The following is a 25,316-nucleotide window of genomic DNA, read 5'->3' as shown; positions in this document are numbered from 1 at the left end:
CTCCCACGTTGAAAATTCAAAAGTTTCGAAAGCTGTTGCCGATATGACCGAACTGACCAGCCTCACCATTGCCGAAGCGCGTGACAGACTGAAGGCAAAGGAATTTTCCGCCGTCGAACTGACGGATGCCTATCTGAATGCCATCGATGCCGCCAACGATAAGCTCAATACCTATGTCGTGACGACGCATGACAAGGCTCGCGAGATGGCCAAGGCATCGGACGAGAGGCTTGGCGCTGGAAACGGTGGCGCGCTGGAGGGTATTCCGCTTGGCGTGAAGGATCTGTTCGCCACCCGCGACATCCACACCCAGGCCTGCTCGCATGTGCTGGATGGCTTCAAGCCCAGATACGAGTCCACCGTGACCCAGAACCTGTGGGATGCCGGCGCCGTGCTTCTCGGCAAGCTCAACATGGACGAATTCGCCATGGGCTCGTCGAATGAGAGCTCCTATTACGGCCCGGTCGTAAATCCCTGGCGCGCGCAGGGTTCTGACAAGAACCTCGTTCCCGGCGGTTCTTCCGGCGGTTCGGCCGCAGCCGTAGCCGCGCATCTCTGCGCCGGTGCAACGGCAACCGACACCGGCGGCTCCATCCGCCAGCCCGCGGCCTTCACCGGCACCGTCGGCATCAAGCCGACCTATGGCCGCTGCTCGCGCTGGGGCATCGTGGCTTATGCATCCTCGCTCGATCAGGCCGGCCCGATTGCCCGCGATGTTCGCGATGCTGCGATCCTGCTGAAGTCCATGGCAAGCGTCGATGCGAAGGATACGACGTCGGTCGATCTGCCGGTGCCGGATTATGAGAAGGCCATCGGCCAGTCGCTGAAGGGTCTCAAGATCGGCATTCCGAAGGAGTACCGCGTCGATGGCATGCCGGAAGAAATCGAAAAGCTCTGGGCACAGGGCGTTGCCTGGCTGAAGGATGCCGGTGCCGAGGTCGTCGATATTTCGCTGCCGCATACCAAATACGCGCTGCCCGCCTATTACATCGTGGCACCCGCCGAGGCGTCGTCCAACCTTGCTCGCTATGACGGCGTCCGCTACGGCCTTCGCGTCGATGGCAAGGATATTGCCGACATGTATGAGAAGAGCCGCGCCGCTGGCTTTGGCTCGGAAGTGAAGCGCCGCATCATGGTCGGCACCTATGTTCTGTCCGCCGGCTATTACGACGCCTATTACCTCAAGGCGCAGAAGGTCCGCACGCTGATCAAGCGCGACTTCGAAAACGTCTTCCACGAAGGCGTCGACGCGGTTCTCGCACCAATCACGCCATCTTCGGCCTTCGAGATCGGCGACAAGGAACTCGCCTCCGATCCCGTGAAGATGTACCTGCAGGACGTCTTCACCATCACCGTCAACATGGCGGGACTGCCTGGTCTTTCCGTACCGGCCGGCCTTGACGGCAAGGGCCTGCCACTCGGCCTTCAGTTGATCGGTAAGCCTTTCGAGGAAGAAACGCTGTTCAAGACGGCGCATGCCATCGAGCAGGCAGCGGGCAAGTTCACGCCCGCCAAGTGGTGGTAAGCGGCCTCATAATTCGAGCCATGACAGAGGCCGATCGCGATGCGGTCGGCCTCATCGGTTTTCGCGCCTGGCAATCAAGCAGTGCGTTTGAAGACACCTATCTCGATCCCGTTGTAATCGAACGGGTGCGCGGCGAGTTTGAAGTCTTTGCCAAAGAGACCAACTGCGATCTCGTGGTTGCAGAGATCGACGGCGCGATCGTCGGCTGGGGTGCGCGCGCTGGAGAGCCGGACTACATATCTGATATCTGGATCGATCCAGACTACCAGGGCAGAGCTATCGGTCGTGTCCTCGTTGAGCATTTTCTAAACGAGATGCGCAGCGCGGATATTTCGACGGCAAAAATCGCCACGCATGCCAAGAACGTCAACGCCATCCGCGCCTACGAACGTTGCGGTTTTGCCATCGTCTGGCAGGGCCCTCAATGGTCGGAAAGCATGAAGGTGGAGCTTCAGAAAGTGCGGCTAGAGAAGCCTCTGTAAGAGCCGCCTTCTTCTCCAGCGATCCTCTGCTATGCTGTGGGGCAGACCATCACGGGAGGCAATGATGTCATCTGAAACAGCAAGGCATGAACTCGTTTTGATGCGCGAAATCGACGCGCCGCGGGAGAAGATTTTTCGCGCCTGGACCGATCCGGAGCTTTTGAAACAATGGTTCTGTCCAAAGCCCTGGGGCGTGTCTCACGCTGAACTTGACGTTCGCACAGGAGGCTCAAGCGTCATCGTCATGAACGGGCCAAACGGCGAGGTGGTCGACAACCGCGGCGTTTATCTGGAAGTCGTGCCGAATGAGAAGATCGTCTTTACCGACGCTTTCAAGACCGCCTGGATACCATCCGAAAAGCCGTTCATGACCGGCATTATCCTCCTTGAACCGCTGGGCGATGGCAAGACCAAGTACACGGCCATGGCACGCCACTGGACGGAAGAAGACAAGAAGACGCATGAGGCCATGGGCTTTCATGAAGGCTGGGGCGCTGCCACAGATCAACTCGCAGCGCTCGTTGCCACCATCTAGCAGGTTTGCTGAGGCATCCGGAGCCAAGCTGCCTGTCGTCCAGCGCATGACGACGCGAGGCTTTGATAGGAGCGGCGGGTGTCTGACCGCCGCCCCTTGTTCTCAGCGATTGTCGAGTTCGCCTCTCACCAGTTCCAGCCCACGCGTGGTAATGCGATAAGGTTGGCTTCTGGAGGACGAGATTGCTCTTTTGCTCTTCAGTTTGCGGAAGGTGGTGAGGTCGAGCCCGCTGAAAACCCAACCGTCACGCGTATAAAGCACGGCTTTCTCGATCTTGCGGTTCTCGTCTCGTGTCAGTTCAATTCTGCCACCCTGCGCGAGCAGGTGGAGGATGCGCTGTTCTGCGCGTGAAATGTCCATGGTTGGAATCCGGCTTGCGTCCATATGGACGCGTGAAAACAAACCCGGGTGCCACTGGCATCCGGCTCGGTTTCAACATGGCCCGGCACGCAAGAGACTTGCGGGCAGGGCCTTTACCGGGACTCCGATTGAGAGAACATCAAAACTCCAAAGTTGGTCCTTCCTGATTAAGAGCTTGCTGCCTTTCAGTCAAGAATCGGCCAAATCCACCCGGTCATTTCCGATACGACTGGAAGAATCGCTGGGCCGATGTTTTATCTCGTCGGGTCATAGGGACCAGAACGTGATCGTCATTCGCAACGCAAATGAACAGGATGCGCCCCATCTTGCGGCCATCGGCCTGCAGGCATGGCGGGTCGCAAGCTCTGCGCTGGGGCTGACGGCTGTCCTGGAAACGAACGCGGCAGAAGCCTTTGCAGGCTTCACGCAATCCTCCTGGCATCGCATCCTCGTTGTCGAAAGACACGGCATGCCCGCAGGATGGGCGGCGCGCGAAAACTCCGACGATATGATCTCGGACTTCTGGATCGATCCGCGCCTTCATCGGCAAGGCCTGGGCGGCAAGCTCCTCAGTGCGGTCGAAGAGCAGGTGCTTGCGGCTGGCTTCTACTCGATCAGGCTTGAAAGCCACGCCAGCAACGAGCGGGCGCTCTCCTTCTTTCGCAAGCATGGCTACAATGTCAGTTGGCTGTCGATGAAATACGCGCGAAAGCTCGACCGCGAAGTCCAGACCATCGGCCTGCGCAAGGAGCTGAAAGAGTTCGACACGACGACCTATGGACCGTCTTTCTAATCACAAAAACTGTCGAAGAGCTCACGCGGTTCGGGCCAAGAAGGCCCACGCGACCGCCGCTGCGAGTTGAAGAAAAACGATAGCCAGAAGCAGTCCGCGAAACGGCTGCTTGCGTGTCTTGTGGCGCAGCAAGTGTTGTGCTGTCACCGTGCCGAGACTTCCGCCCATGAGCGCGAAGAGGAGCAATGTCCTTTCGCGAATGCGTCTGTCGCCTTGCCTTGCGGCCCGCTTGTCCCACCAGAAGAGGAAGAAGGTTGTGATATTGAGAACGGTGTAGAGGCCAAGAGCCGCGGTGATAAATGTCATGACGGGCTCTATAATCCAAATCCCGCTCGCTTGGCATTCCGGATCGCGAAAAAGGTAGGCCTTTGTCCGTAAGCGCCTTAGAAGTCTTGCACCTCCGGACCATTTGCTCTACCTCACCACGGATAGAAATTCCGTATCTTATGAGCTTGATATGACCCTTGTAGACGTTCGCACACCCGACCCGAAGCGTTTTATCCCCGGCGCCACTGGCGACTGGGAAATCGTCATCGGCATGGAGGTCCACGCGCAGGTTCTGTCCAATTCGAAGCTCTTCTCCGGCGCTTCCACGACCTTCGGCAATGCGCCCAATTCCAACGTCTCGCTCGTCGATGCGGCCATGCCTGGCATGCTGCCGGTCATCAACGAAGAATGCGTGGCGCAGGCGGTTCGTACCGGGCTTGGTCTCAAGGCCAAGATCAACAACCGTTCCATCTTCGACCGCAAGAACTACTTCTATCCCGACCTGCCGCAGGGCTATCAGATCTCGCAGTTCAAGGATCCGATCGTGGGTGAAGGCACCATCACGATTTCGCTCGGTCCGGACCGTCAGGGCAATTTCGAGGATATCGAGATCGGCATCGAGCGTCTGCATCTCGAGCAGGACGCCGGCAAGTCCATGCACGACCAGCATCCGACAATGTCCTTTGTCGACCTGAACCGCTCCGGCGTCGCGTTGATGGAAATCGTTTCCAAGCCGGACATGCGCTCGTCCGATGAGGCGAAAGCCTATCTGACCAAGCTGCGCTCCATCGTTCGCTATCTCGGCACCTGCGACGGCAACATGGACGAAGGCTCCATGCGCGCCGACGTCAACGTCTCTGTTCGTCGTCCGGGCGAGGGTTTTGGCACGCGTTGCGAGATCAAGAACGTCAACTCCATCCGCTTCGTCGGCCAGGCCATCGAGTATGAAGCGCGCCGCCAGATCGCCATTCTCGAAGATGGCGGCGTCATCGACCAGGAAACCCGTCTCTTTGATCCGGGCAAGGGCGAGACGCGCTCCATGCGCTCCAAGGAAGATGCGCATGACTATCGCTATTTCCCTGATCCCGACCTGCTGCCGCTGGAATTCGACGATGCTTTCGTGGAAAGCCTGAAGGTCGGTCTTCCGGAACTGCCTGACGACAAGAAGGCCCGTTTCGTTTCGGAACTCGGCCTCTCCGTCTACGATGCCTCTATCCTAGTATCGGAAAAGGCGATCGCCGATTATTACGAGGCCGTGGCTGCCGGACGCGATCCGAAGGCGGCTGCCAACTGGGTCATCAACGATCTGCTCGGCGCGCTGAACAAGTCCAGCAAGTCGATTGAGGAAACGCCTGTGTCGCCTGATCAGCTTGGCGGTATCATTGATCTCATCAAGGCTGGCACGATCTCCGGCAAGATCGCCAAGGATCTGTTCGAGATTGTCTGGAACGAGGGCGGCAACCCGGCAGAGATCGTCGAAAGCCGCGGCATGAAGCAGGTGACCGACACCGGCGCCATCGAAAAGGCCGTAGACGAAATCATCGCTGCGAACCCGGATCAGGTGGAAAAGGTCAAGGCAAAGCCAACGTTAGCCGGCTGGTTCGTCGGCCAGGTGATGAAGGCAACTGGCGGCAAGGCCAACCCGCAGGCGGTGCAGGAGTTGGTGAAAGCCAAGCTTGGTATCGAGGAATAAGTCGCTTTCGGGCTTTTTGCATAAGAGGCCGCGACCCTTTGCCTCGTCACCCTCTTGTGAATTCGAGGTGACGTCGAGAGACTACAAGCAATGCCGGGATCACTCCCGGCGTTTCTGTTTTAATGGGAGTAATGATGGTGTTCTTCATTCGCACCGCAAGCGAGCGCGATATCGAGCCTGTCCGGTCTTTGCTGACGAAGACCTGGCATGCGACCTATGATCCAATCTACGGCGCAGACAAGGTCAACGAGATGATCGCTCTGTGGCATACGCCAAAGGCCTTGAAGGGGCGCGTCGAGAAAAAGGGTGGCGAGTTTCTGGTCGCCGATGATGGCAAGCGTATCGGCGGCATGGCCTATGCTCTCATGTCGACCAGCATGGCGAAAACAGCACTTCTCTATCAGCTCTATGTCGATCCTCAGTTCCAGCGTCAGGGGGTCGGGCGTGATCTTTTTGCTGAACTGGAAACCTGCTTTCCCGACGCGGAAATCATGCGGCTTGAAGTCGAGCCCAAAAATACTGTCGCAATTGCCTTCTATGAAGGCGTCGGCTTCTCCGAAGTCGATCGAATCGAGCGCATGGCAGGCGTCGAGGGGATGCCTGGAATCGTGATGGAAAAGAGCTTGAGGCGGTAAGAGAATGGACGGTCTGATCATTCGCGAAGCACGCGAAGCGGATGTCGCGGCAATCGCTGCGATGTTTGCCGCCGATGATGTGGGCGGGCATGGCGACACCGCCGATGAGGCCGCGATGCCAGATTATCTTGCGGCCTTTAGGGCGATTGCCATGTCGACCCTCGAAACGCTTTACGTCGCTGAGTTCGACGGCCAAGTGATCGGCACCTTCCAGACGGTGATTCTCACCAAGCTCGCCGGCCGCGGCGCCGTTTGGATGGTGGTGGAAGGGGTCCAGACCAGAGAGGATATGCGCGGTCGCGGCATCGGCGCGACGATGATCCGATACTGCATCGCTGAGGCTGAGAAGCGTGGTCTCTCGGGCGTGCAACTGACCTCCAATATGGCGCGGATCGATGCCCATCGCTTTTATGAGAAGCTAGGCTTCGAGAAGCGTCATTTCGGCTTCCGGCTGAAGCTGAAATAATCGTCGCAACGTTGGAAAAGCTGGACAATCGTTGGTGACAGCGTCATAAGCTTCTGGCTGTGCGAGTGCGAAAGCGGCGCATATGAAAAGCCCGAGGAACGGATAATGAAGACTCTTCTGCTACAAATCTTCACATGGTGGAACGGCCAGACGATCGGAACGCGCTTCCATACCTGGCGCTTGGGCAAGAAGGTGGGGCAGGACGAGTTCGGCAACACCTATTACGAAGGTGGCACCACCTCCTGGGGCATGCCGCGCCGTTGGGTGATTTACAAGGGCTATGCAGAGGCTTCGGCAATTCCGCCCGGCTGGCATGGCTGGATGCATTACCGCACCGATACGCCACCGAGCAAGGAAAGCTATGTCGCACGCGACTGGCAGAAGCAGCACCAGCCAAACCTGACCGGTTCCGCCCAGGCTTACCGTCCTCAGGGTTCGATCGCTGTTCCAGGCGAGCGCCCGCGCGTCACCGGTGACTACGACGCCTGGACGCCCGGCGGCTGATCAACTTCACCCGAGGCTCCGTGTGCATCGGGGCGAAAAAGGGCGGCCGTTTCATCATGGCCGCCACCCGCTTTTGCCACATTCGATCATTAGGCGTGATGGGCGCTTCGAAAAGCGGGGCAGTTTTCTGGAGATGGTTTGATATGAGAACATTCACGCGAGATGTATCTTTGCGTGCACTGGCGGTTTCGCTTCTGGCGCTTCTTCCGGCAGTGGGTCTCGTGTCTCCGGCTTCCGCCGCCCGCCTCGAAAACAAGGTCGCCGTCTTCTCCGGGATCGACAAGATCACCGGCCGCATTACCTCTTTCGACGTCTACATCAACGAAACAGTGCAGTTCGGTGCGCTGCAGGTCACGCCAAAGGTCTGCTATTCGCGTGACGACACCGAAGCGCAGAAGATCGATTCCTTCGTCGAAGTGGATGAAATCACCCTCGACCGCAAGATCCGCCGTATCTTCACCGGCTGGATGTTTGCCGACAGCCCCGGTCTCAACGCCGTCGAGCACCCGATCTACGACGTCTGGCTCACCGGCTGCAAGCAGGACTCCGACGTCCCGCCGCCATCGACAGCAAGTAAGTAAAAGAGCCGGATTCGGCGCAGACGAGCGTTTCTATGCGTTGCCGATGTCGGGCTTGATGTAAGTGGTAGTTCAACCTGTAGTGCTGGTTTGCGGCGGGTTGAACCGCAATGATCCCGCATGCAAGCGAATCTCTTTATCGCGAAATCAGAATTTCAAATCCGCCTGGTTCACAGCCAGATCCAGCATCTTTGCATACGCGTCCTTGGGAACGTCGATCGCGCCAAAGGTCTTCAGGTGTTCGGTGGTGAACTGCGTATCGAGCAGCACAAATCCGTTGTCGCGCAGTCGCTCAACCAGATGAACGAGGCAGATTTTCGAGGCGTTGGTGCGGCGGGAGAACATGCTCTCGCCGAAGAAGGCGGCGCCCAGCGACACGCCGTAGAGACCGCCGACCAGTTCATCACCCTCCCACGCCTCCACGCTATGCGCGTGGCCGATCTCATGCAACTCGGTATAGAGTTTGCGAATCGTCTCGTTGATCCAGGTGTTAGGGCGGTCCGGCGCTTCTGCGGCACATCCGGCCATGACGGCAGTGAAGGCCGTGTCGAAGCGAATATCGAAAGGCTTCTTTCGGATCGCTTTTGCGAGACTTTTTGAGACGTGAAAATCGTTGAGCGGGATGATGCCCCGCAGGTCCGGCTCGACCCAGAATAGCTCGGGGTCATCAGCCGCCTCGGCCATCGGGAAGAGGCCGATGGAATAGGCGCGCAGCAGCATATCGACCGTAATATCGCTATCCCTGCTGCGCCGCCCCATTCCCTAGTGCGCGTCGCCGGCCAGATATTTTTCCAGCCAGTGAATGTCGTAATTGCCGTTCAGAATGTCTTCGTTCTGAAGCAGATCCTGGAACAGCGGAAGCGTGGTCTTGATGCCATCGACGACGAACTCGTCGAGTGCACGGCGCAGGCGGCGAATACACTCGTCACGGTCGCGACCATGGACGATGAGCTTGCCGATCATGCTGTCGTAGTAAGGCGGGATCTTGTAGCCCTGATAGGCACCCGAATCCACACGAACGCCGAGACCGCCGGGCGTGTGGAAATAGGTCAGCGTCCCGGGAGAGGGGACGAATGTCCGCGGGTCTTCGGCATTGATACGGCATTCGATGGCGTGGCCATGGAATTCGATATCGGCCTGCGTAACGGAAAGGCCCTGGCCGGAAGCAACGCGAATCTGCTCCTGCACGAGGTCCATGCCCGTGATCGCTTCCGTGACCGGATGCTCAACCTGAAGACGGGTGTTCATTTCGATGAAATAGAACTCGCCATTTTCATAGAGGAACTCGATGGTACCTGCACCGCGATATTTGAGCTTGCGCATGGCGCTGGCACAAATCTCGCCGATCTCCATGCGCTGTTCGACGGTGAGAGCAGGGGAGTTGGCCTCTTCTAGTACCTTCTGGTGACGACGCTGCAGCGAGCAGTCGCGTTCGCCAAGGTGGATCGCCTTTCCTTCGCCATCGCCGAACACCTGCACCTCAATATGGCGCGGCTTGCCGAGATACTTTTCCATGTAAACAGCGTCGTTGCCGAAAGCGGCAAGCGCTTCGGAACGGGCGGTCGAGACGGCCTCGTCGAGATCGGCTTCGGTCTTGGCGACTTTCATGCCGCGACCGCCACCACCTGCTGTGGCCTTGATCAGAACGGGGAAGCCGATCGAACGCGCGATCTCCATCGCGTTTTCAGGCTTCACCTCGCCATCGGAGCCGGGAACGACCGGGATGCCAAGTTCCTGAGCGGTCTGCTTGGCGGTGATCTTGTCGCCCATGATTCGGATGTGCTCGGCGGTCGGCCCGATGAAGGTGATGCCGTGCGCGTCGAGGATATCGGCAAACTTGGCGTTTTCCGAAAGGAAGCCATAGCCGGGGTGAACCGCGTCCGCGCCGGTGATTTCGCAGGCTGCAACGATCTGATGAATGTTGAGGTAGCTGTCACGCGATGGCGGTGGGCCGATGCACACGCTCTCGTCGGCGAGGCGCACATGCATGGCATCCGCGTCAGCCGTGGAGTGAACGGCAACCGTCGGGATACCGAGTTCCTTGGCGGCACGAAGCACGCGAAGGGCGATTTCGCCGCGGTTGGCAATGAGGATCTTGGATACCATGTGAGCTGCCCTTATTCGATGACCACGAGGGCTTCACCATACTCCACGGGCTGCGCGTCATTGACAATGATTTCCGTGACCTTGCCGGATTTCGGAGCCGGAATCTGGTTCATGGTCTTCATGGCTTCAACGATGAGAATGGTCTGGCCTTCCTTGACGGTGGCGCCGACTTCAACAAAGGCGCGGGCGCCTGGTGCCGGCGACAGGTAAACCGTGCCGACCATCGGGGAGGTGACGGTGTTTGCAGGGTTGCGCGCCGGAGCTGCCGGTGCAGCGGCGGCGGCAGGTGCTGCTGCGGGAGCCGCAGGCGCTGCGGCAGGTGCAGGGGCGTACTGGGGAGCCGCGGCATAGACGGTTGCAGGCGGTGCGGAGCGCGACACGCGGATGCGCAGATCGTCCTGCTCGACTTCGATCTCGGAAAGATCGGTGTCGTTGAGGATGTTCGCGAGGTCGCGGATCAGTTCCTTGTCGATACCGTTTTTCTTTTCAGACATGACAAACCCTATTCTGATTGTTTCTTTTTATGCCGTGATGTTCTTCAAGGCGTTGAGCGCCATGATGTAGCCGTAAGGCCCGAAGCCGCAGACCATGCCTTTTGCAGCGGGCGCTATCATCGATTTGTGGCGGAATTCTTCGCGGGCGTGGATGTTGGAGATGTGCACTTCCACGACGGGAACGGAAATGGCGCGGATGGCATCATGCAGAGCAATCGATGTATGGCCATAGGCACCGGGATTGATGACGATACCGGCGGCGCGTTCGCCCGCCTCATGCAACAGGTCCACAAGAACGCCTTCATGATTGGACTGATGGCACTCGACAGAAAAGCCAAGCCCTTCACCAGCCACCACGCAGTCGTTCTCGATATCCTTCAGCGTCTTGCCGCCGTAAATGCCCGGCTCCCGTTTTCCCAGCATATTGAGATTGGGGCCGTTCAGGACGAAGATCGTGTTGCTCATTCGCGGTTCCGTCAAAAATCAGCGCCACCTATAGACTGCGCGACCGTCAAGGAAAAGCCCCCGGAGCCTCGAAAGAGGGCCGGAGGCAGCGTAAGTCGAAGTTATTCAGTGGCTTTTGGGCTTTCAACGCGGCCGAAGCGCGTGTCTTATGAGCAGCTTGCCTTGCCGCAATTGCGCATATTGGCGATCTTTTCCTTCAATGGCTCGGCGCCGACCGCACCAAAGACCGCCTCGTTGCCGATCACGTAGGAAGGCGTACCGGAGATCCCGAGATTGCTGGCAAGCGTATAGGCTTCCTGAACCTGCGCATCATTCGGGTTGTCCGCCATCGATTTGCGGATGTCGGCTTCCTTAAGCCCGAGCGATGTCGCCACCTCCATTGCCTTGGCTTCATTGGCGCGTCCGCGGCTGCCGAGCAGCGTGCGTTGGAACTCAGGATATTTCTTCGGCGCAAGCAGTTTCACCGCATTGGACACCTTGTGCGCCTCGACCGATTCCGGTCCGAGGATCGGGAACTCTTTCAGCACCACACGGACGTTCTTGTCCTCTTTCAGGATCTTGTCCATGTCGGCCATGGCGCGCTTGCAGTAGCCGCAATTGTAATCGAAGAACTCGACCAGCGTCACATCGCCGTCAGGATTGCCGATTGCGAGATCGTATTTGGAGCCGAAGATCGCTTTGGTGTTGTCGGCAACGGCTTCGGCAGCTTTGGTGTTGCGGGCCGCATATTGCTTCTTTTCCAGAGCATCCTGGACTTCAAGCATGATTTCAGGATTTTCGACCAGATATTCCTTGATGAAAGCGCCGATCTCCTTCTTCTGGTCGGCATCCAGCGCATGAGCAGGAAGGCTCGCGCCAAGGGTGGAAAGGGCCGTGACACAGGCAAGTGTTGCTGATCGGATGGAAAGTGCCATTGCGGTCCTCACTGGGTTCGGTCGTGGTTCATGTTGCAGCCAATTACCGTAATTTAAAGGAATTGCCATATCGCAAATAAATTGCGTTCGTTGCTCTCTCGTCATTGTGAAGAGCGCAACAATGCGGCAAATCTCCGTCACAGCATATAGAAAGACCATGCCTTTGATCACACTGTCCAAGCGAAGCGCCGTCGAGCCTTTCCATGCCATGGATATCCTGGCAGAGGCCAACCGGCGAATGCAGGCGGGGCGGCCTGTGATTTCCATGGCAGTGGGGCAGCCTTCCCATCCCGCCCCAAAGGCCGCGCTGGAAGCGGCCGAGACTGCGTTGAAACATGGCCGTATCGGCTACACGGATGCGCTTGGTCTTCGCGAGTTGCGAGAGGCGATTTCCGCCCATTACCGGCTGCGGCATCAGGCGATCATCGATCCGGCCCGGATTGCGGTGACGACCGGCTCGTCAGCAGCCTTCAACCTTGCCTTTCTGGCGCTGTTCGATGCCGGGGATGCAGTCGCGATCGCAAGGCCCGGCTATCCCGCCTACCGCAACATCTTGAAGGCGCTTGGGCTGAATGTGGTGGAAGTGCCGGTCACGGCTGAAACGGGCTACACGCTGACGCCTGCCAGCCTGGAGCGGGCCGAGACCAAGGCGGGCTGCAAGCTCAAGGGCGTGCTGCTTGCAAGCCCCGCCAACCCGACCGGTACAGTCACCGGCCGAGACGCGCTGAAGCGGCTCGCGACCTATTGCGATAGCCGCGACATCGCTTTCATTTCGGATGAGATCTATCACGGTCTGACCTTTGTCGGTGATGAGACCAGCGCTGTCGAAGTCACAGACAAGGCCATCATCATCAACTCCTTCTCCAAATATTACTGCATGACAGGTTGGCGAGTCGGCTGGATGGCGCTGCCGGAAGAGCTGATCCGGCCTGTCGAATGTCTGGCGCAAAGCATGTATATTTCGGCGCCCGAACTTTCCCAGCTCGCTGCGGCTGCGGCGTTTTCCGCACAAGCGGAGCTCGATATCTACAAGGAAAGCTATCGCACCAACCGCGACTTTCTGATGAGCCGCCTGCCGGAACTCGGCCTGCCACTTGCCTCCCCCATGGACGGCGCCTTCTACGCCTATGTCGATACCAGCCGCTATTCCAATGACAGTATGGAGTTCGCCAAGCGCATGCTGGCGGAAATCGATGTGGCCGCGACGCCGGGACTGGATTTTGATCCGCTGGAAGGGCATCGTGCCATGCGGTTTTCCTATGCGGGTTCGGTCTCGGACATTGCCGAGGCCGTGGGCCGCATTGCGGCCTGGCTGAAACAGGATTGACGCGCAAGCGCGTGAGAGAGGAGACGACGATGGATAAAGTGGCGATCGTGACGGCGGGAGGAAGCGGCATGGGTGCCGCCGTTGCAAAGCGTTTCGCACAAGACGGTTACAAGGTGGCGATCCTCTCTTCGTCCGGGAAGGGTGAGGCACTGGCAGCTGAACTCGGCGGCGTGGGCGTGACCGGGTCCAACCAGTCCAACGACGATATCCAGAAGCTCACCGATCTCGCGTTGGAAAAGTTCGGCCGCATCGATGTACTGGTCAACAGCGCCGGACACGGCCCTCGCGCACCGATCCTCGACATCACCGACGACCAGTGGCACACGGGTCTCGACGTCTACCTGATGAATGTCATCCGTCCGACCCGGATCATCGCCCCCTTGATGGTCGCACAGAAGGGCGGAGCCATCATCAATATCTCGACGGCATGGGCCTTCGAGCCCAGTGACATGTTCCCAACCTCCGCGGTCTTCCGTGCTGGTCTTGCCGCCTATACCAAGATCTTTGCCGACACGTACGCCGCCGACAATGTCCGCATGAACAATGTTCTGCCAGGCTGGATCGATAGTCTTCCGGCAACCGAGCAGCGCCGGGACATGGTGCCGATGCAGCGCTATGGCACAAGCGAGGAAATTGCGGCCACCGTCGCCTTTTTGGCGTCCGCAGGCGCCGGCTACATCACCGGGCAAAACCTGAAGGTCGATGGTGGCCTGACGCGCTCCGTGTAACTTTTTTCTCGGCCCCGGAACTGATTTTCTTTCCCAGCGTTGTAGCAAGGCGGGGGAGTGTCCTTTTTCTGTTCTCGATTCCGAATGGACGTCGCGAGTTGATGGACGCCACGCCCTTTAATGGATTGGGGAATGGACTTGGTTCACATGATTCGCGATTCTGAGCCGGAAGTGTCCGTATTCTCGGCGTCGTATATGGAGCGTCTGGAGGCTCTGGAAGAGCTCCAGATCATCGAAAGCGGGCCTGAGCCGGTTTTCGATGATGTCGTGCAAATCGCGAGCACCGTTTGCAAAGCGCCAGTTGCCCTCATCAGCTTCGTTCAGGAAGAGCGTCAGTGGTTCAAGGCGCGTATCGGCTTCCCGCCGACCGAGACACCGATAGATCAATCGGTCTGCCGCTATTCTTTGAACTCCGAGGATCTGCTGATCATTCCTGATCTGACGAAAGATCCTCGCACCTCTAACAATACCTTGGTCACTCAAGCCCCTTTCATCAGATTTTATGCAGGCGCACGGCTTATTCTATCGGATGGCGTCGCGGTAGGCGCGCTCTGCGTTATCGACCATGTGCCGCGCCCGGAGGGCCTGACGCAGGAGCAGCGCTCCGTACTGAAGGCTCTAGCCGGACAGATTTCCGCTCATCTCGAACTTCGCCGCGTCGCAAACCGTCAGCGCGAACTCCTTGAGCGTCAAAAACAGATCAACGCGATGATGCGCGATAGCGTTCGCACAGCGCTCACGGCGCAGGAAGCCGGACGCATCGGCACCTTCGAACTCGATATCGAAACGGGAAATATCAAGGTCTCGGCAGAATTTTGCCGGATTTTCGACGTGCCGCCCGCCGGCCGCTATCATGCGCGCGATTTCGAAAAGATGCTCCATCCCGACGATCGCGGGCGCGAATCATCGGAAGAGACGCGCAAGAACGGTACGGCGGTCACCACGGTTGACTATCGCATCGTCACTGCCTCGCGCGGTGTCCGTTGGGTGTCCCGCCAAGCGACCTTCGAGCGGGATGAAAGTGGTAAGCCGCTCAAGCTGCTGGGCACTGTCCAGGATATCACACAGCAAAGGCGTGCGACCCAACGCATCAGGACTCTCTTGGAGTTGGGCGACAGGCTTCGCGATTTGAACGACGTCGAGGAAATCGCCTTGACCGCCGCAGAACTGATGGCGCACGCGTTGGATGCGACGCGCGCCGGCTTTGGCGTCGTCGATCCCGTTCGCGAGACAGTGATGATGCAGCCGGAATGGCGCGCGCCAGGCGTCTCGTCACTGTCGGGCAAGCACTATTTTCGCGACTACGGCTCCTATATCGATGACTTGAAGGGCGGCATGAGCGTCGTCATTTCAGATGTGACCACCGATGCGAGAACCAGGGACAAAGCCGACGCACTGCTGTCACTTGGCATTCGTCAACTCGTCAACGTCCCAATCTTCGACCAAGGGAAATTCGCCCTCGTCGTTTTCGTCCACCATTGCGATCTCTTCGAATGGATGGAAGACGATCTGGCCTTTGTCAGGAGTTTTGGCGACCGCATCCAGAGCGCGATCGGCCGCTTGCGGGCGGAAGCGGAGCAGAACATGCTCAACCGAGAAATCGGCCACCGGCTGAAGAACGCCTTCGCCATGGTGCAGGCGCTTGCGAAGCAGACCTTGCGACCCGTTCAGGACCGGGGACCGGTGTTGAACTTCGAGCAGCGGCTCCAGGCGCTGAGTTCAGCCCACGACATTCTGCTCGGCAACAACTGGGCAAATGCAGATGTGCGCACGGCGCTTCTGCGTGTTGTCGATACGCTTGGAATGACAGAGCAGGTGGAGATCCGGGGCAAGGATATTTCGGTCAATCCCAAGGGGGCGCTGTCCCTGTCGCTGCTTTTGCACGAGCTGACGACGAATGCGGTAAAATACGGAAGTCTCTCGTCAGTTCATGGCAGGGTCTTGGTATCCTGGGATGTTCAGGGCGAGAGGGAGGATGCCGTCCTCCGTTTGCTCTGGAGGGAGACAGGCGGGCCGCCGGTCGTCCAGCCGCAATCAAAGGGCTTTGGCTCGCGCCTGATTTCGATGGGGCTATTAGGAACCGGCGGTGTATCGACGCGTTACTTAGATCAAGGACTAGAGGTCGAAATGACAGCGTCTCTGGTTCAACTGCAACAGGTAGCGTAAACGATGGGACAGAAGCAACCATTCGCCAAACACGTCGTACTGGTCGTGGAGGATGATCCACTCCTGCGCATGATGGCAGTCGATATGGTCGAAGATGCGGGTTTTAGTGCAATCGAGGCCGGTGGGGCCGACGAAGCACTGGAAATCCTGCAGGCGCGGACCGACGTTGGCGTGCTCTTTACCGATATCGACATGCCAGGCAGCATGGATGGCGTGCAACTTGCGCATCTCGCCTGCCAAACCGACAGGCCGATCAGCATTCTGTTGACCTCCGGGCACCATCGCCTCGACCAGGAAACCCTGCCACCGCGCAGCGTTTTCTTTCCCAAGCCATACGACCTCAACATCGTGACGGAGGTATTGCGGAAGTTTGCGGCTTGAGGGAGCTGTCCCCGTCAAAACTTTAGAACATGTGCACGCGAAGCATCGAAATTCACGGGTTATAAACCAAGATAATCGTCGAAAATTCGCATTAATTTTTCAGAAAATAAAATTTTCTATTGTCTCTCCAAGATTTGGCTCTGGGGGACTACATGAATTTTCTCGGCATTACAGGTATGCAATATTCCGGCGTTCCATTCCACGATACGCGAATATTGCTCGCGGAAGATTCAAACGTCTTTACCCAGATGATCGGAGCGCGTTTGAAGGAGTTGCTTGGGCTGACCGTCGAAGTCTGCCGCAATTTCGAAGAGCTGCAAGAGTGCTACGAGCACTCCAGCGAAGAGGTAACGCTCGCCATCTCCAACATCAATCTGCCGGGTGCGGAAAACGGCGAGGCGCTGGAATATCTGGTCGATCTGTCGATCCCCACGATCGTCTTCACCAGTACCTTCCATGAAGATACGCGCGAGAAGCTGATCACCAAGGAAGTGGTCGACTATATCCTCAAGGACAATGTCTTTGCTGTCGACATGCTGACGGAATCGGTCTGCCGCTTCCTGACCAACCATCGTCACCACGTGCTGATCGTCGACGACAGTCCAACTGCGCGTGCGCTGCTGTCCAGTCGTTTGAAGCGCTATAATTTTCGCGTCAGCCTCGCCGATAGCGGCGCTAAGGCGCTCGAGATTCTTCGCAACAATCCGGACATCGGTCTGGTCGTCACCGACTATAACATGCCGGACATTGATGGCTTCGAACTGACCCGTCGCATTCGCACCATGCGTGGCTCGCACGAGCTGCGCATCATCGGTGTGTCGTCTTCGACCAATCGTCTGCTCTCTGCTCGCTTCCTGAAGGCCGGCGGCAATGACTTCATGCTGCGTCCCTTCATCGAGGAGGAGTTCTATTGCCGCGTGAACCAGAACCTCGACACCCTGGTGCAGATCAAGACGGCCCGGGGAAACGGTCAGAAAGCCGCAGCGGCCTGAGGGGCGCGCGCATCACAATCATCCAAGCCGTCCTTGCATCAAGGACGGCTTTTCATTTTAAAGCTGGGACTCAAGCGGAAGAATGCCCATGATGAGCGCGATCCCGCGCCTCGACAGGCTGGCATAGGGCTCGTTGCCGTAAAGACGGGGCCTGCCTTTGACAAGCCCGGTCCAGATCAGCCGTCTCTTAGGGTTGAGTGCCAACTCGAAGCTCATCTCGCGGCTGGTTTCCTGTTTGAAGATGTCGTCCATTGCGCTTGCTAGTTCCGGCGAATTGAACAGCACACCCATTTCGGTATTCAGCGACATCGACCGTGGGTCGAAATTGAGCGATCCGATGAAGCCGGTCTCTCCATCACGGGTGAAGGCCTTGGTGTGCAGGCTCGCCTGTCCCGAACCTCGAAGAGACAACGAATTATGCTGGTCGGCAAGCGACCTAAGTTCGTGGATTTTGACGCCATTCAACAGAAGAGGGCGGCGGTAGCGTGCGTAGCCGGCATGCACTGCGGCGACATCGGTGGCGGCGAGCGAATTGGTCAACACAGAAACACAGACTCCGCTGGCCGAGAGGCGTGACAGCGTCTCGACACCTTTCTGCCCAGGAATGAAATAGGGCGAGGTAATCTTGAGCTTATGTTTGGCGCCTTCCAGAACCGGCAGCAGGTTCTCCATCAGATAGTTATGCCCGCTGCGGCGCTTGCCAGCGGCTTTCTCTGGTGGGTCCGCCAAAACGGTTGCGGACGAAACGGTGTGAAGTCGGTCGGCCATCAGGAACTGGCCGTCGTGATGAAGGCTTTCCACTTTTTGAAGATAGGGCCGTGCAGCGTCGCTTGTTGCAAGACGATCGAGCTTGCGCCGCAGCCTGGCAAGTCTGCTCGGCCGTTTGGCGAGCAGTGACCGCACCGGTATGGCAACGGCGCTGTTCCAGTAATCGTCGAAAATCTCCTCGGCATCGCTGACGGCTTTGCCATGGGCAAGCACGTCGAAGTCTCGAAAATTCGCGGCCTCCGCCGCACCGAAATAGGCGTCGCCAATATTGCGCCCACCGATGATCAGCGCGCGACCATCTGCAATCCAGGCCTTGTTGTGCATTCGTCTGTTGACGCTGCGGAAACGCAGAACGAGCTCGATACCACGCCGGAACATATTCTCCCGTGCCTTCGTCGGATTGAACAGGCGCAACTCGATATTGGGATGGCTATCAATTGCGTGGAAAATCCTGTCCGACATGGTGACGCCAAGATCGTCCAACAGAAGCCGCACGCGAACGCCACGATCGGCCGCGGCAAGAACCTCCCGCATCATCAGCCGACCGGTGAGATCGGCATTCCACATATAGTACATGAGATCGAGACTGCGGCCGGCAGCGCGAGCGGTTGCGACGCGGACGGCAAAAGCACCCATGTTTGACTGCACCAGCGCCAATGCCGTCAGTGTCGCGTCATCATCACCCTTGCTAATATCCGCCCAGTGCCGGTCCAGCGGCGTGGCGTCGTCGGATTTGGGGAGCGCAGTGGAGGCAATCTTCGTGATCGCCCGCTCCTGCCGGCGCGACAGAGCAACGAGCGCAGCGACGACGGAGACGACCACGATCAGCGTCGTAATGATGATCCCCGTCAAAATGGCTTCCATCCCTCGTTCTTTGGCCGCCGGCCAGTGTCAATCATCAAGCCTATCGCATCGCCTGCGTTTCGATCCCCGGATTAGGCTCGGGCATACCGGGATGCGATGTCACCAGATAGGTGACGGCGACGATTCCGGCAGCGACGATCAGCGTGCCGATGACCGCAATCGTCAGGCCCCATGGCTTGGACTTGCGGCGAGACCAGACGAAGCGACGGTGAAGCAACCGATTCTTGTTGTGGTGGTGTTGATATTCCGGGCCAAGATTTTCTGTGTTGGTCATGATGGCTCTCCCGCACCTGTGGAAATTTATGGCTGTGAACCATCGAACGCTTCAACCGCATCGCTGGTTTCATCAGGACACACGAATGAAGCTCTCCTGGTGTTTTTGCCGTGAAGTGGCCTTGTCGCGGGTAGCTGCACACGACATGCTAGTCGAGAGTGTTCTATTGCTCTTGGGAGAGAGTCGTGATTTCCGACCCGCGCACATTTCTGGAAGATTTGTTTTTTGCAGCCGTTCGCGCAGCAGACCCCTATGAGGCGATCCGGGCACATCTTCCGCAAAGACCAAAAGGCCGGACCGTGGTGATCGGAGCCGGGAAGGCGGCAAGCCAGATGGCAGAAGCCTTCGAACGGCTGTGGCCCCACCCTTTCGAAGGCATCGTGGTCGCGCGTCATGGACCGGTCGCTGCCTGTCAGACCGTCAAGATATTGCAGTCTGCCCATCCCGTCCCCGATGAGGCCGGCCTTGCCGCGTCTGAAGCGCTTATCGGCGCGGTCCAAGGCTTGACGAAGGATGATCTGGTCATCGCTCTCATTTCCGGCGGTGGCTCGGCGCTGCTGCCTGCACCGCCCGAAGGGTTCTCGCTTTCAGACGAAATTGCGCTTAACGAGGCGCTGCTCGCTTCCGGTGCGCCGATCTCCGCCATGAACCTGGTGCGCAAGCATTTCTCCCGCATCAAAGGGGGAAGGTTGGCTGCTCTTGCCCATCCGGCGCGCGTCGTCAGCCTGATCGTTTCCGACGTGCCGGGAGACAATCCTGCCTTCGTCGCCTCCGGTCCGACGGTGCCAGACGAAGGCGACGCCGCCGAAGCGTTGCGCGCGATCCGCGACTACAAAATCGCGCTGCCTCAGAAGATCGTCGATTTTATTCACCGGGAGGTGACACCGAAACCTTCGGACGCAACCTTTGTCGGACACGAGGTGTATGTCATTGCTTCAGCCCGTGTTTCTCTGGAAGCGGCTGCGAAGCTTGCTGCGGAACGGGACGTGGAACCGCTCATCCTCTCAGACTGCATCGAAGGGGAGGCTAAGGACATCGGCAGAATGCATGCTGCCTTGGCGCGCGAGTTTGCAAGCCGCGCTTCAGCAGGCAAATCCATGGTGCTTCTCTCCGGCGGCGAAACGACGGTGACGATTGGTAGTGGCACATATGGAAAGGGCGGTCGAAATTCCGAGCTGCTGCTTTCGGCTGCTCTCGACTTGCAGGGCAGCGAGGGTATAACGGCGCTCGCAGCGGACACGGACGGAATTGATGGATCGGAAGATAATGCCGGCGCTTTTTGTGACGGACAAACCGTGGCGCGCATCCGTGCTGCCGGGGGCGATGCGCGCTCCTTTCTTGCGGGCCACGATGCGTGGTCGGCTTTTTCCCTGGCGGGCGATCTCTTTGCACCCGGTCCGACCGGCACCAATGTCAACGATTTCCGCGCTTTTCTGCTGCAGTAGGCGAGGCGGTGGTGCTGATGTCACGCTAGCGGCCACGCGATGAGCGGTGACATCGGAGCCTATCTCAGCCTTTTCGCGTCTGCTTTTTTTGCGGCAACGCTGATCCCTGCTCAGTCGGAATCGGTCCTGGTCTATTTGATCACGACTGGGCACTATTCCATTCTGTTGCTCGTCGCCGTCGCAAGCCTTGGCAACGTCTTGGGATCCATCCTCAACTGGTATCTGGGACGAGGCATCGAGCACTATCGTGATCGGCGCTGGTTTCCGGTTTCCCCCGACAAGCTCGAAAAGGCGCAAGGCTGGTACGCCCGCTACGGACGGTGGTCTTTGTTGGCAAGCTGGCTTCCTGTCGTGGGTGATCCCTTGACGGTGGTCGCAGGCGTGATGCGCGAACCTCTGCCATCCTTTGTCGCCATCGTGACTCTCGCCAAGGCAGGACGCTATGTGCTTCTGGCTATGGTCACCCAAGGCCTTCTCTAATCCTCGCGTCACGCTTTAGGATCATCCTCGCCCTTGCGTAGGCTTTGCAAAAGCTTCGGCTCTGATGATATGATCCTGTCAGAATTCACCTAAGCGAAGGGAGGCGCTGCCGTGAAATCGAAAATGCTCTTTAGAGATGATCATCCGCGGGGTCTTGTATCCCGCCGCAAAATTCCTCGCGTCGGCGCAAATGACAATGTCCCGAGCCTGGAATTCGAGACCACGGGTCAAGAGCGAGACTGGCGTCTCTTCTGTCTTGTCGGTGCGATCATATGTGGGCTTTCTGCCTTCATTTTCCTGCCGCTTTGGTAACAGGGGACATAAGCGCCGGTTTTAGCTTGAAAAAGACCGGATCGGTCGTTAGCCCGTTAAGCAGAGCATGAACGGCGGTACGGGCTGACTATGGTAATGATTGAAACGGTCGATGCCGTTCCGAGGGCCTTCCTCGGGGTGGAGCGATCGGCAACGGACCAGCGATGGATGTCGCGGCTAGATCAGGCCGGGCAGAACCGTGCGCTCGCCATGTCCCAGGTCCATGGTATTCCAGAACTGATCGCCCGCGTGCTGGCGGGCCGCAATGTCGGCGTTGATGACGCGCTTGCTTTTCTCGATCCGACGATCCGCTCGCTGATGCCCGATCCGCACACGCTGACGGATTGCGAGAACGCCGCAATGCGCATTGCCGACGCGATCGAAAAGCGCGAGAAGATCGCCATCTTCGGCGATTACGATGTGGACGGTGCTTCATCCTCGGCGCTGATGTACCGCTTTCTCCATCATTTCGGCCTCGAGCCTGAAATCTATATTCCAGATCGCATCTTCGAAGGTTACGGACCAAATCCAGCCGCCATGCAGCAGCTCGCCGCCAATGGCGCGACGCTGATCATCACCGTCGATTGCGGTTCGACCAGCCATGAGTCGCTCAGCGTTGCGCGCGCTGCCGGAACCGACGTGCTCGTCATCGACCACCACCAAGTCGGAACCGAGCTTCCTCCGGCGGTTGCTCTGGTCAATCCAAACCGCGAGGACGATCTGTCGGGGCAGGGGCATCTTTGCGCCGCAGGCGTGGTGTTCCTCGTGCTGGTGGCAACACTTCGGGTGCTAAAAGAGCGGCACAACCGCCAGGCCTTCATGCTCGACCTTCTAACCTATCTCGACATCGTGGCGCTGGCGACGGTCTGTGATGTTGTGCCGCTGAAGGGCCTGAACCGCGCTTATGTGGTCAAGGGACTGGTTGCGGCACGCCACATGAACAATGTCGGGCTGGCAGCCCTCTTCAAGAAGGCGGGACTTGGTGGTCCTGTCACGCCCTATCATTTCGGCTTTCTGATCGGCCCCCGCATCAATGCCGGCGGACGTATCGGGGACGCAGCACTTGGAAGCCGTCTCCTGACACTGGATGACAGCACGCAGGCTGACGTGATTGCGGACAAGCTGGACGAGTTGAACCGCGAGCGCCAGGCAATGGAGGCGGCCATGCTCGCCGAAGCCGAAGCGGAGGCGCTCTTCGAATATGGTGATGGCTCCGGAGCAGGCGTTATTGTCACCGCCAGGGAGAATTGGCATCCGGGCATCGTCGGTCTTCTCGCCTCACGGCTGAAGGATCGCTTTCGCCGTCCAGCCTTCGCCATTGCCTTCGATTCGCAGGGACGAGGAACCGGCTCCGGGCGCTCCATCAATGGCTTCGACATGGGGCGGATGGTGCGCAATGCCGTCGACGCTGGTCTGCTGATCAAGGGCGGCGGCCACGCCATGGCAGCCGGCCTCACCGTGGAGCGTGCCAATCTCGGGCGCTTGCGTACCTTTTTCGAGGAAGCCGCACAGAAGACGGTCTCGCAGCTTGTCGAAAACAGCGTGCTGAAAATCGACGGTGCCATCGGTGCGTCCGGTGCCACGCTGGCGCTGATTGATCAATTGGAGCAGGCGGGCCCCTATGGATCGGGCCATCCGCAGCCGATCTTTGCCGTGCCGGCGCACCGGCTGCGCGATGTGCGCATCGTCGGCACCTCGCACATCAAGATTACGTTGGAAGCTCTGGATGGCTCGCGCCTCGACGGTATTGCCTTCCGTGCTGCGGATGCGCCCCTCGGCCAGATGTTGATGGCAGCCCGCGGCCGCCAGATCCATGTCGCCGGCACCTTGGGGGCCGAGCACTGGCAGGGACAGAAGCGGGTACAGCTGCGCGTTCTGGACGCAGCCTTTGCACCGTAGCGCATCATGACAGGCCATGCATGTTTTGAAACCTCAACACGCGGAATCGTCCGCGTGACAATCCGACAAAGACTGCGAGCAGGTTAAAGCGCTTGATCAAGCTCTGCGCGTAAGGTCATGAATATATAGGGGAAGTGGCACGCCCTAGGGGAGTCGAACCCCTCTTTTCAGAATGAAAATCTGACGTCCTAACCGATAGACGAAGGGCGCGTGCGCTGTGGTGGGGGCCTTATAGTCAGGCCGCGGATTCTCCGCAAGCGGCAATTTCGATTTTTTTGATTTTAGACGATGTTTTTTGTCGAGGGAGCGGGCGCCCTGTGGACAAGCCGATCAACACCTAGGGCTATGAACGAACTGGCGAAGGAAGGAAGGGAAAGCGTGAGGTGGCTCGGGATCAGGGGCTTCCCGTTTTGATCGCCGCCTCACGCTTCATCGGGGGGACAGCGAAAAAACGAGCGGTTAACAATTTGGTTCCAGCCTTGTGAGGTGGACCACGAAAAATCGCTTTGCCGGGCATCGCGCCGCCTCTCGCAGCAACAAAAAGCCGCCCGAAGACCACTGTCTCGGACGGCTGATATCATGCGAATTGTACGACGCGATCAAAGATCGACGTCGAGGATCGCCATGGAGAAGTTGTAGGAACGATCGCCATCTTCGTCATCAATATAGACGACGCCGAGGAACTCTTCACCCATGTAGACTTCAGCGGAATCATCCTTACGCGGACGCGCCTTGACGGCCATCTTGTCGTTGAAAGTACGCTTGAAATAGGCGTCGAGCTTTTTGATTTCGTCGGCTTTCACCAGTCTTCTCCTGTGCGGTTCTCACGTCGTCCATCGTCGTTGAAGACGCGTCGTTCGGACATCGTGATTTTCAATCTGCGCCGCTTGTGGCACGGCTTAAAGGCCAAAGTAAAGTCAAAGAGGCAAATCGCGCATGCGGTCCACTAGGTGATCCACGTGGGCGATTTTATCGCATTGAGGTTGATCAGATATCCGCGCCGATGATCTGGTCCATGATGCGGGAAGGCTCGTTGCAGCCGCCTTCGCCAACGATCCGGGCGGGCACGCCGGCAACCGTGGTATTGGGGGGAACGGGCTTCAAGACCACCGAGCCAGCCGCAACGCGAGAGCAGCTTCCGACCTCGATATTGCCAAGAATTTTGGCGCCTGCTCCGATCAGCACGCCGCTGCGAATTTTCGGGTGACGATCTCCCGTTTCCTTCCCGGTACCGCCAAGCGTGACACCCTGGAGAATGGAGACGTTGTCGCCGATGACCGCAGTCGAGCCGACGACAAGCCCGGTGGCATGATCGAGGAACAGGCCTTTGCCAACCTTGGCCTGCGGGTTGATGTCGGTCTGGAAAACGCTTGAGGACCGGCTCTGCAGATAAAGCGCAAAATCCTTCCGTCCCTTTGACCACAGCCAATGGGCCAGACGGTGGGTCTGGATGGCATGAAAACCCTTGAAGTAAAGAATAGGCTCGATGAAGCGCGTGCAGGCGGGATCACGGTCATAGACGGCCTGGATATCGACGCGCAGAATTGCGCCCCATTCCGGCCAGTCGTGAAGCATCTCTGAAAATGTCTGGCGCAACAGAACGGCCTGCATGTCCGGATGGTCGAGCAACTCGCAGATGCGATAGATGACGCTTTCTTCCAGCGAATGGTGATTGAGGATTGTGGAATAGAAGAACGCCGAGAGCAGGGGATCCTGCGCGGCGGCTGTGCGCGCTTCGTTCAACAGGCTGCCCCAGATCGGATCGACGACGGTGATCTGATCATTCTGGCGGGTCTCTATCAGTGCGACCATGTCAGCTGTCCTTAAAACCGGTTTGCTTCAGTATACAGAAAAATGCGTTGC

28 protein-coding genes and 1 tRNA gene are annotated in these 25,316 nt (G+C 58.3%); 17 read left to right on the top strand and 12 right to left on the bottom strand.

What is annotated here, in order from left to right:
* Positions 1-43: 43 nt before the first annotated feature.
* From gatA to PVA19_RS17455, 3 genes are all read left to right on the top strand, one after another.
* Positions 44-1,525: an Asp-tRNA(Asn)/Glu-tRNA(Gln) amidotransferase subunit GatA gene (gatA, locus tag PVA19_RS17465; protein WP_111847892.1), complete on the top strand. Its 1,482-nt coding sequence runs from the start codon at positions 44-46 to the stop codon at positions 1,523-1,525.
* Positions 1,516-2,007 (top strand): GNAT family N-acetyltransferase, encoded by a 492-nt coding sequence (locus tag PVA19_RS17460; RefSeq protein ID WP_274103680.1) that lies wholly within the window; start codon positions 1,516-1,518, stop codon positions 2,005-2,007. Before gatA ends, PVA19_RS17460 begins: the two co-directional genes overlap by 10 nt.
* A gap of 64 nt (positions 2,008-2,071) precedes the next feature.
* Complete coding sequence (locus PVA19_RS17455; RefSeq protein WP_274103678.1) at positions 2,072-2,542, top strand: SRPBCC family protein; 471 nt, start codon at positions 2,072-2,074, stop codon at positions 2,540-2,542.
* A 102-nt stretch (positions 2,543-2,644) separates the two neighbouring features.
* Here PVA19_RS17455 and PVA19_RS17450 read toward each other — a convergent pair whose 3' ends face one another.
* On the bottom strand, positions 2,645-2,902 hold the full coding sequence (locus tag PVA19_RS17450) for a YjhX family toxin (protein ID WP_116494119.1): 258 nt from the start codon (positions 2,900-2,902) through the stop codon (positions 2,645-2,647).
* 283 nt (positions 2,903-3,185) lie between these two features.
* Between PVA19_RS17450 and PVA19_RS17445 the strand changes: the two genes are divergently transcribed.
* Positions 3,186-3,695, top strand: coding sequence for a GNAT family N-acetyltransferase (locus PVA19_RS17445; RefSeq protein ID WP_274103675.1), 510 nt, complete (start codon positions 3,186-3,188; stop codon positions 3,693-3,695).
* A 21-nt stretch (positions 3,696-3,716) separates the two neighbouring features.
* On the opposite strand, the gene PVA19_RS17440 is transcribed toward PVA19_RS17445, so the two are convergent.
* Entirely contained in the window at positions 3,717-4,001 is a 285-nt protein-coding gene (locus tag PVA19_RS17440; RefSeq protein WP_274103674.1) for a DUF1294 domain-containing protein, read from the bottom strand.
* Positions 4,002-4,152: 151 nt separating this feature from the next.
* On the opposite strand from PVA19_RS17440, the gene gatB reads away from it, so the two are divergent.
* The 5 genes from gatB to PVA19_RS17415 all read left to right on the top strand — a co-directional run bounded on the left by gatB (position 4,153) and on the right by PVA19_RS17415 (position 7,841).
* Positions 4,153-5,655 carry an Asp-tRNA(Asn)/Glu-tRNA(Gln) amidotransferase subunit GatB gene (gene gatB, locus PVA19_RS17435; protein ID WP_062437727.1) on the top strand — a complete coding sequence of 501 codons (1,503 nt, stop codon included), beginning with the start codon at positions 4,153-4,155 and terminating at the stop codon, positions 5,653-5,655.
* 137 nt (positions 5,656-5,792) lie between these two features.
* The gene (locus PVA19_RS17430) at positions 5,793-6,290 is read left to right on the top strand and encodes a GNAT family N-acetyltransferase (protein WP_274103800.1); all 498 of its coding nucleotides are present in this window, start codon (positions 5,793-5,795) and stop codon (positions 6,288-6,290) included.
* A gap of 4 nt (positions 6,291-6,294) precedes the next feature.
* Entirely contained in the window at positions 6,295-6,756 is a 462-nt protein-coding gene (locus PVA19_RS17425; protein WP_274103672.1) for a GNAT family N-acetyltransferase, read from the top strand.
* Between the two features lie 105 nt (positions 6,757-6,861).
* Positions 6,862-7,260: an NADH:ubiquinone oxidoreductase subunit NDUFA12 gene (locus PVA19_RS17420; protein WP_274103670.1), complete on the top strand. Its 399-nt coding sequence runs from the start codon at positions 6,862-6,864 to the stop codon at positions 7,258-7,260.
* Positions 7,261-7,403: 143 nt separating this feature from the next.
* Positions 7,404-7,841, top strand: a complete 438-nt coding sequence (locus PVA19_RS17415; RefSeq protein WP_062425495.1) for a DUF2155 domain-containing protein — start codon at positions 7,404-7,406, stop codon at positions 7,839-7,841.
* 144 nt (positions 7,842-7,985) lie between these two features.
* Here PVA19_RS17415 and aat read toward each other — a convergent pair whose 3' ends face one another.
* The 5 genes from aat to PVA19_RS17390 all read right to left on the bottom strand — a co-directional run bounded on the left by aat (position 7,986) and on the right by PVA19_RS17390 (position 11,817).
* Positions 7,986-8,597 (bottom strand): leucyl/phenylalanyl-tRNA--protein transferase, encoded by a 612-nt coding sequence (gene aat, locus PVA19_RS17410; protein WP_062437723.1) that lies wholly within the window; start codon positions 8,595-8,597, stop codon positions 7,986-7,988.
* Between the two features lie 3 nt (positions 8,598-8,600).
* Positions 8,601-9,944 (bottom strand): acetyl-CoA carboxylase biotin carboxylase subunit, encoded by a 1,344-nt coding sequence (gene accC, locus PVA19_RS17405; RefSeq protein WP_062425493.1) that lies wholly within the window; start codon positions 9,942-9,944, stop codon positions 8,601-8,603.
* Between the two features lie 11 nt (positions 9,945-9,955).
* Entirely contained in the window at positions 9,956-10,438 is a 483-nt protein-coding gene (gene accB / locus PVA19_RS17400) for an acetyl-CoA carboxylase biotin carboxyl carrier protein (protein ID WP_062425492.1), read from the bottom strand.
* A gap of 27 nt (positions 10,439-10,465) precedes the next feature.
* A complete protein-coding gene (gene aroQ / locus PVA19_RS17395) occupies positions 10,466-10,903 on the bottom strand; it encodes a type II 3-dehydroquinate dehydratase (RefSeq protein ID WP_113260710.1) in 438 nt (145 codons plus the stop codon).
* A gap of 146 nt (positions 10,904-11,049) precedes the next feature.
* Positions 11,050-11,817 (bottom strand): DsbA family protein, encoded by a 768-nt coding sequence (locus PVA19_RS17390; protein ID WP_062437722.1) that lies wholly within the window; start codon positions 11,815-11,817, stop codon positions 11,050-11,052.
* Positions 11,818-11,974: 157 nt separating this feature from the next.
* Here PVA19_RS17390 and PVA19_RS17385 point away from each other — a divergent pair, with 157 nt between their 5' ends.
* The 5 genes from PVA19_RS17385 (at position 11,975) to PVA19_RS17365 (ending at position 17,411) form a co-directional block, all read left to right on the top strand.
* Positions 11,975-13,144 carry a pyridoxal phosphate-dependent aminotransferase gene (locus tag PVA19_RS17385; RefSeq protein ID WP_274103666.1) on the top strand — a complete coding sequence of 390 codons (1,170 nt, stop codon included), beginning with the start codon at positions 11,975-11,977 and terminating at the stop codon, positions 13,142-13,144.
* 29 nt (positions 13,145-13,173) lie between these two features.
* Positions 13,174-13,872, top strand: a complete 699-nt coding sequence (locus tag PVA19_RS17380; protein ID WP_274103664.1) for an SDR family oxidoreductase — start codon at positions 13,174-13,176, stop codon at positions 13,870-13,872.
* A gap of 147 nt (positions 13,873-14,019) precedes the next feature.
* The gene (locus PVA19_RS17375; protein ID WP_274103661.1) at positions 14,020-16,038 is read left to right on the top strand and encodes a GAF domain-containing protein; all 2,019 of its coding nucleotides are present in this window, start codon (positions 14,020-14,022) and stop codon (positions 16,036-16,038) included.
* Between the two features lie 3 nt (positions 16,039-16,041).
* Positions 16,042-16,419, top strand: coding sequence for a response regulator (locus PVA19_RS17370; protein WP_062425488.1), 378 nt, complete (start codon positions 16,042-16,044; stop codon positions 16,417-16,419).
* Between the two features lie 152 nt (positions 16,420-16,571).
* Complete coding sequence (locus PVA19_RS17365) at positions 16,572-17,411, top strand: response regulator (RefSeq protein ID WP_062425487.1); 840 nt, start codon at positions 16,572-16,574, stop codon at positions 17,409-17,411.
* A gap of 57 nt (positions 17,412-17,468) precedes the next feature.
* Here the strand turns inward: PVA19_RS17365 and PVA19_RS17360 are convergent, their stop codons facing one another.
* Positions 17,469-19,043: a phospholipase D family protein gene (locus PVA19_RS17360; protein WP_274103658.1), complete on the bottom strand. Its 1,575-nt coding sequence runs from the start codon at positions 19,041-19,043 to the stop codon at positions 17,469-17,471.
* A gap of 40 nt (positions 19,044-19,083) precedes the next feature.
* Positions 19,084-19,317, bottom strand: a complete 234-nt coding sequence (locus PVA19_RS17355; RefSeq protein ID WP_062425485.1) for a hypothetical protein — start codon at positions 19,315-19,317, stop codon at positions 19,084-19,086.
* 185 nt (positions 19,318-19,502) lie between these two features.
* On the opposite strand from PVA19_RS17355, the gene PVA19_RS17350 reads away from it, so the two are divergent.
* The 3 genes from PVA19_RS17350 to recJ all read left to right on the top strand — a co-directional run bounded on the left by PVA19_RS17350 (position 19,503) and on the right by recJ (position 23,453).
* Positions 19,503-20,762: a glycerate kinase type-2 family protein gene (locus tag PVA19_RS17350; RefSeq protein ID WP_274103656.1), complete on the top strand. Its 1,260-nt coding sequence runs from the start codon at positions 19,503-19,505 to the stop codon at positions 20,760-20,762.
* A 39-nt stretch (positions 20,763-20,801) separates the two neighbouring features.
* Positions 20,802-21,242 carry a YqaA family protein gene (locus PVA19_RS17345; protein WP_274103655.1) on the top strand — a complete coding sequence of 147 codons (441 nt, stop codon included), beginning with the start codon at positions 20,802-20,804 and terminating at the stop codon, positions 21,240-21,242.
* 408 nt (positions 21,243-21,650) lie between these two features.
* Positions 21,651-23,453 carry a single-stranded-DNA-specific exonuclease RecJ gene (recJ, locus tag PVA19_RS17340; protein WP_274103799.1) on the top strand — a complete coding sequence of 601 codons (1,803 nt, stop codon included), beginning with the start codon at positions 21,651-21,653 and terminating at the stop codon, positions 23,451-23,453.
* A gap of 135 nt (positions 23,454-23,588) precedes the next feature.
* Here recJ and PVA19_RS17335 read toward each other — a convergent pair.
* From PVA19_RS17335 to cysE, 3 genes are all read right to left on the bottom strand, one after another.
* Positions 23,589-23,663: transfer RNA gene (locus PVA19_RS17335), tRNA-Glu, on the bottom strand.
* A gap of 389 nt (positions 23,664-24,052) precedes the next feature.
* Positions 24,053-24,256 (bottom strand): DUF3126 family protein, encoded by a 204-nt coding sequence (locus tag PVA19_RS17330; RefSeq protein ID WP_062425480.1) that lies wholly within the window; start codon positions 24,254-24,256, stop codon positions 24,053-24,055.
* A gap of 184 nt (positions 24,257-24,440) precedes the next feature.
* Entirely contained in the window at positions 24,441-25,265 is an 825-nt protein-coding gene (gene cysE / locus PVA19_RS17325; protein ID WP_062437708.1) for a serine O-acetyltransferase, read from the bottom strand.
* Positions 25,266-25,316: the final 51 nt, after the last annotated feature.

Source organism: Agrobacterium sp. CNPSo 3708 (assembly GCF_028674915.1).
GTDB lineage: Bacteria > Pseudomonadota > Alphaproteobacteria > Rhizobiales > Rhizobiaceae > Agrobacterium > Agrobacterium cavarae.
Note: the sequence above shows the minus strand (reverse complement) of the source record. Positions and strands in the feature narration are given on the sequence as shown.

Bases quoted from the DNA above. Each gene is read 5' to 3' on its own strand.
- gatA (WP_111847892.1), top strand. From the start codon at position 44: ATGACCGAACTGACCAGCCTCACCATTGCCGAAGCGCGTGACAGACTG.
- PVA19_RS17455 (WP_274103678.1), top strand. From the start codon at position 2,072: ATGTCATCTGAAACAGCAAGGCATGAACTCGTTTTGATGCGCGAAATC.
- PVA19_RS17450 (WP_116494119.1), bottom strand. From the start codon at position 2,902: ATGGACATTTCACGCGCAGAACAGCGCATCCTCCACCTGCTCGCGCAG.
- PVA19_RS17440 (WP_274103674.1), bottom strand. From the start codon at position 4,001: ATGACATTTATCACCGCGGCTCTTGGCCTCTACACCGTTCTCAATATC.
- gatB (WP_062437727.1), top strand. From the start codon at position 4,153: ATGACCCTTGTAGACGTTCGCACACCCGACCCGAAGCGTTTTATCCCC.
- PVA19_RS17425 (WP_274103672.1), top strand. From the start codon at position 6,295: ATGGACGGTCTGATCATTCGCGAAGCACGCGAAGCGGATGTCGCGGCA.
- PVA19_RS17420 (WP_274103670.1), top strand. From the start codon at position 6,862: ATGAAGACTCTTCTGCTACAAATCTTCACATGGTGGAACGGCCAGACG.
- PVA19_RS17415 (WP_062425495.1), top strand. From the start codon at position 7,404: ATGAGAACATTCACGCGAGATGTATCTTTGCGTGCACTGGCGGTTTCG.
- aat (WP_062437723.1), bottom strand. From the start codon at position 8,597: ATGGGGCGGCGCAGCAGGGATAGCGATATTACGGTCGATATGCTGCTG.
- accC (WP_062425493.1), bottom strand. From the start codon at position 9,944: ATGGTATCCAAGATCCTCATTGCCAACCGCGGCGAAATCGCCCTTCGC.
- accB (WP_062425492.1), bottom strand. From the start codon at position 10,438: ATGTCTGAAAAGAAAAACGGTATCGACAAGGAACTGATCCGCGACCTC.
- aroQ (WP_113260710.1), bottom strand. From the start codon at position 10,903: ATGAGCAACACGATCTTCGTCCTGAACGGCCCCAATCTCAATATGCTG.
- PVA19_RS17390 (WP_062437722.1), bottom strand. From the start codon at position 11,817: ATGGCACTTTCCATCCGATCAGCAACACTTGCCTGTGTCACGGCCCTT.
- PVA19_RS17385 (WP_274103666.1), top strand. From the start codon at position 11,975: ATGCCTTTGATCACACTGTCCAAGCGAAGCGCCGTCGAGCCTTTCCAT.
- PVA19_RS17380 (WP_274103664.1), top strand. From the start codon at position 13,174: ATGGATAAAGTGGCGATCGTGACGGCGGGAGGAAGCGGCATGGGTGCC.
- PVA19_RS17375 (WP_274103661.1), top strand. From the start codon at position 14,020: ATGATTCGCGATTCTGAGCCGGAAGTGTCCGTATTCTCGGCGTCGTAT.
- PVA19_RS17370 (WP_062425488.1), top strand. From the start codon at position 16,042: ATGGGACAGAAGCAACCATTCGCCAAACACGTCGTACTGGTCGTGGAG.
- PVA19_RS17365 (WP_062425487.1), top strand. From the start codon at position 16,572: ATGAATTTTCTCGGCATTACAGGTATGCAATATTCCGGCGTTCCATTC.
- PVA19_RS17360 (WP_274103658.1), bottom strand. From the start codon at position 19,043: ATGGAAGCCATTTTGACGGGGATCATCATTACGACGCTGATCGTGGTC.
- PVA19_RS17355 (WP_062425485.1), bottom strand. From the start codon at position 19,317: ATGACCAACACAGAAAATCTTGGCCCGGAATATCAACACCACCACAAC.
- PVA19_RS17345 (WP_274103655.1), top strand. From the start codon at position 20,802: ATGAGCGGTGACATCGGAGCCTATCTCAGCCTTTTCGCGTCTGCTTTT.
- recJ (WP_274103799.1), top strand. From the start codon at position 21,651: ATGATTGAAACGGTCGATGCCGTTCCGAGGGCCTTCCTCGGGGTGGAG.
- cysE (WP_062437708.1), bottom strand. From the start codon at position 25,265: ATGGTCGCACTGATAGAGACCCGCCAGAATGATCAGATCACCGTCGTC.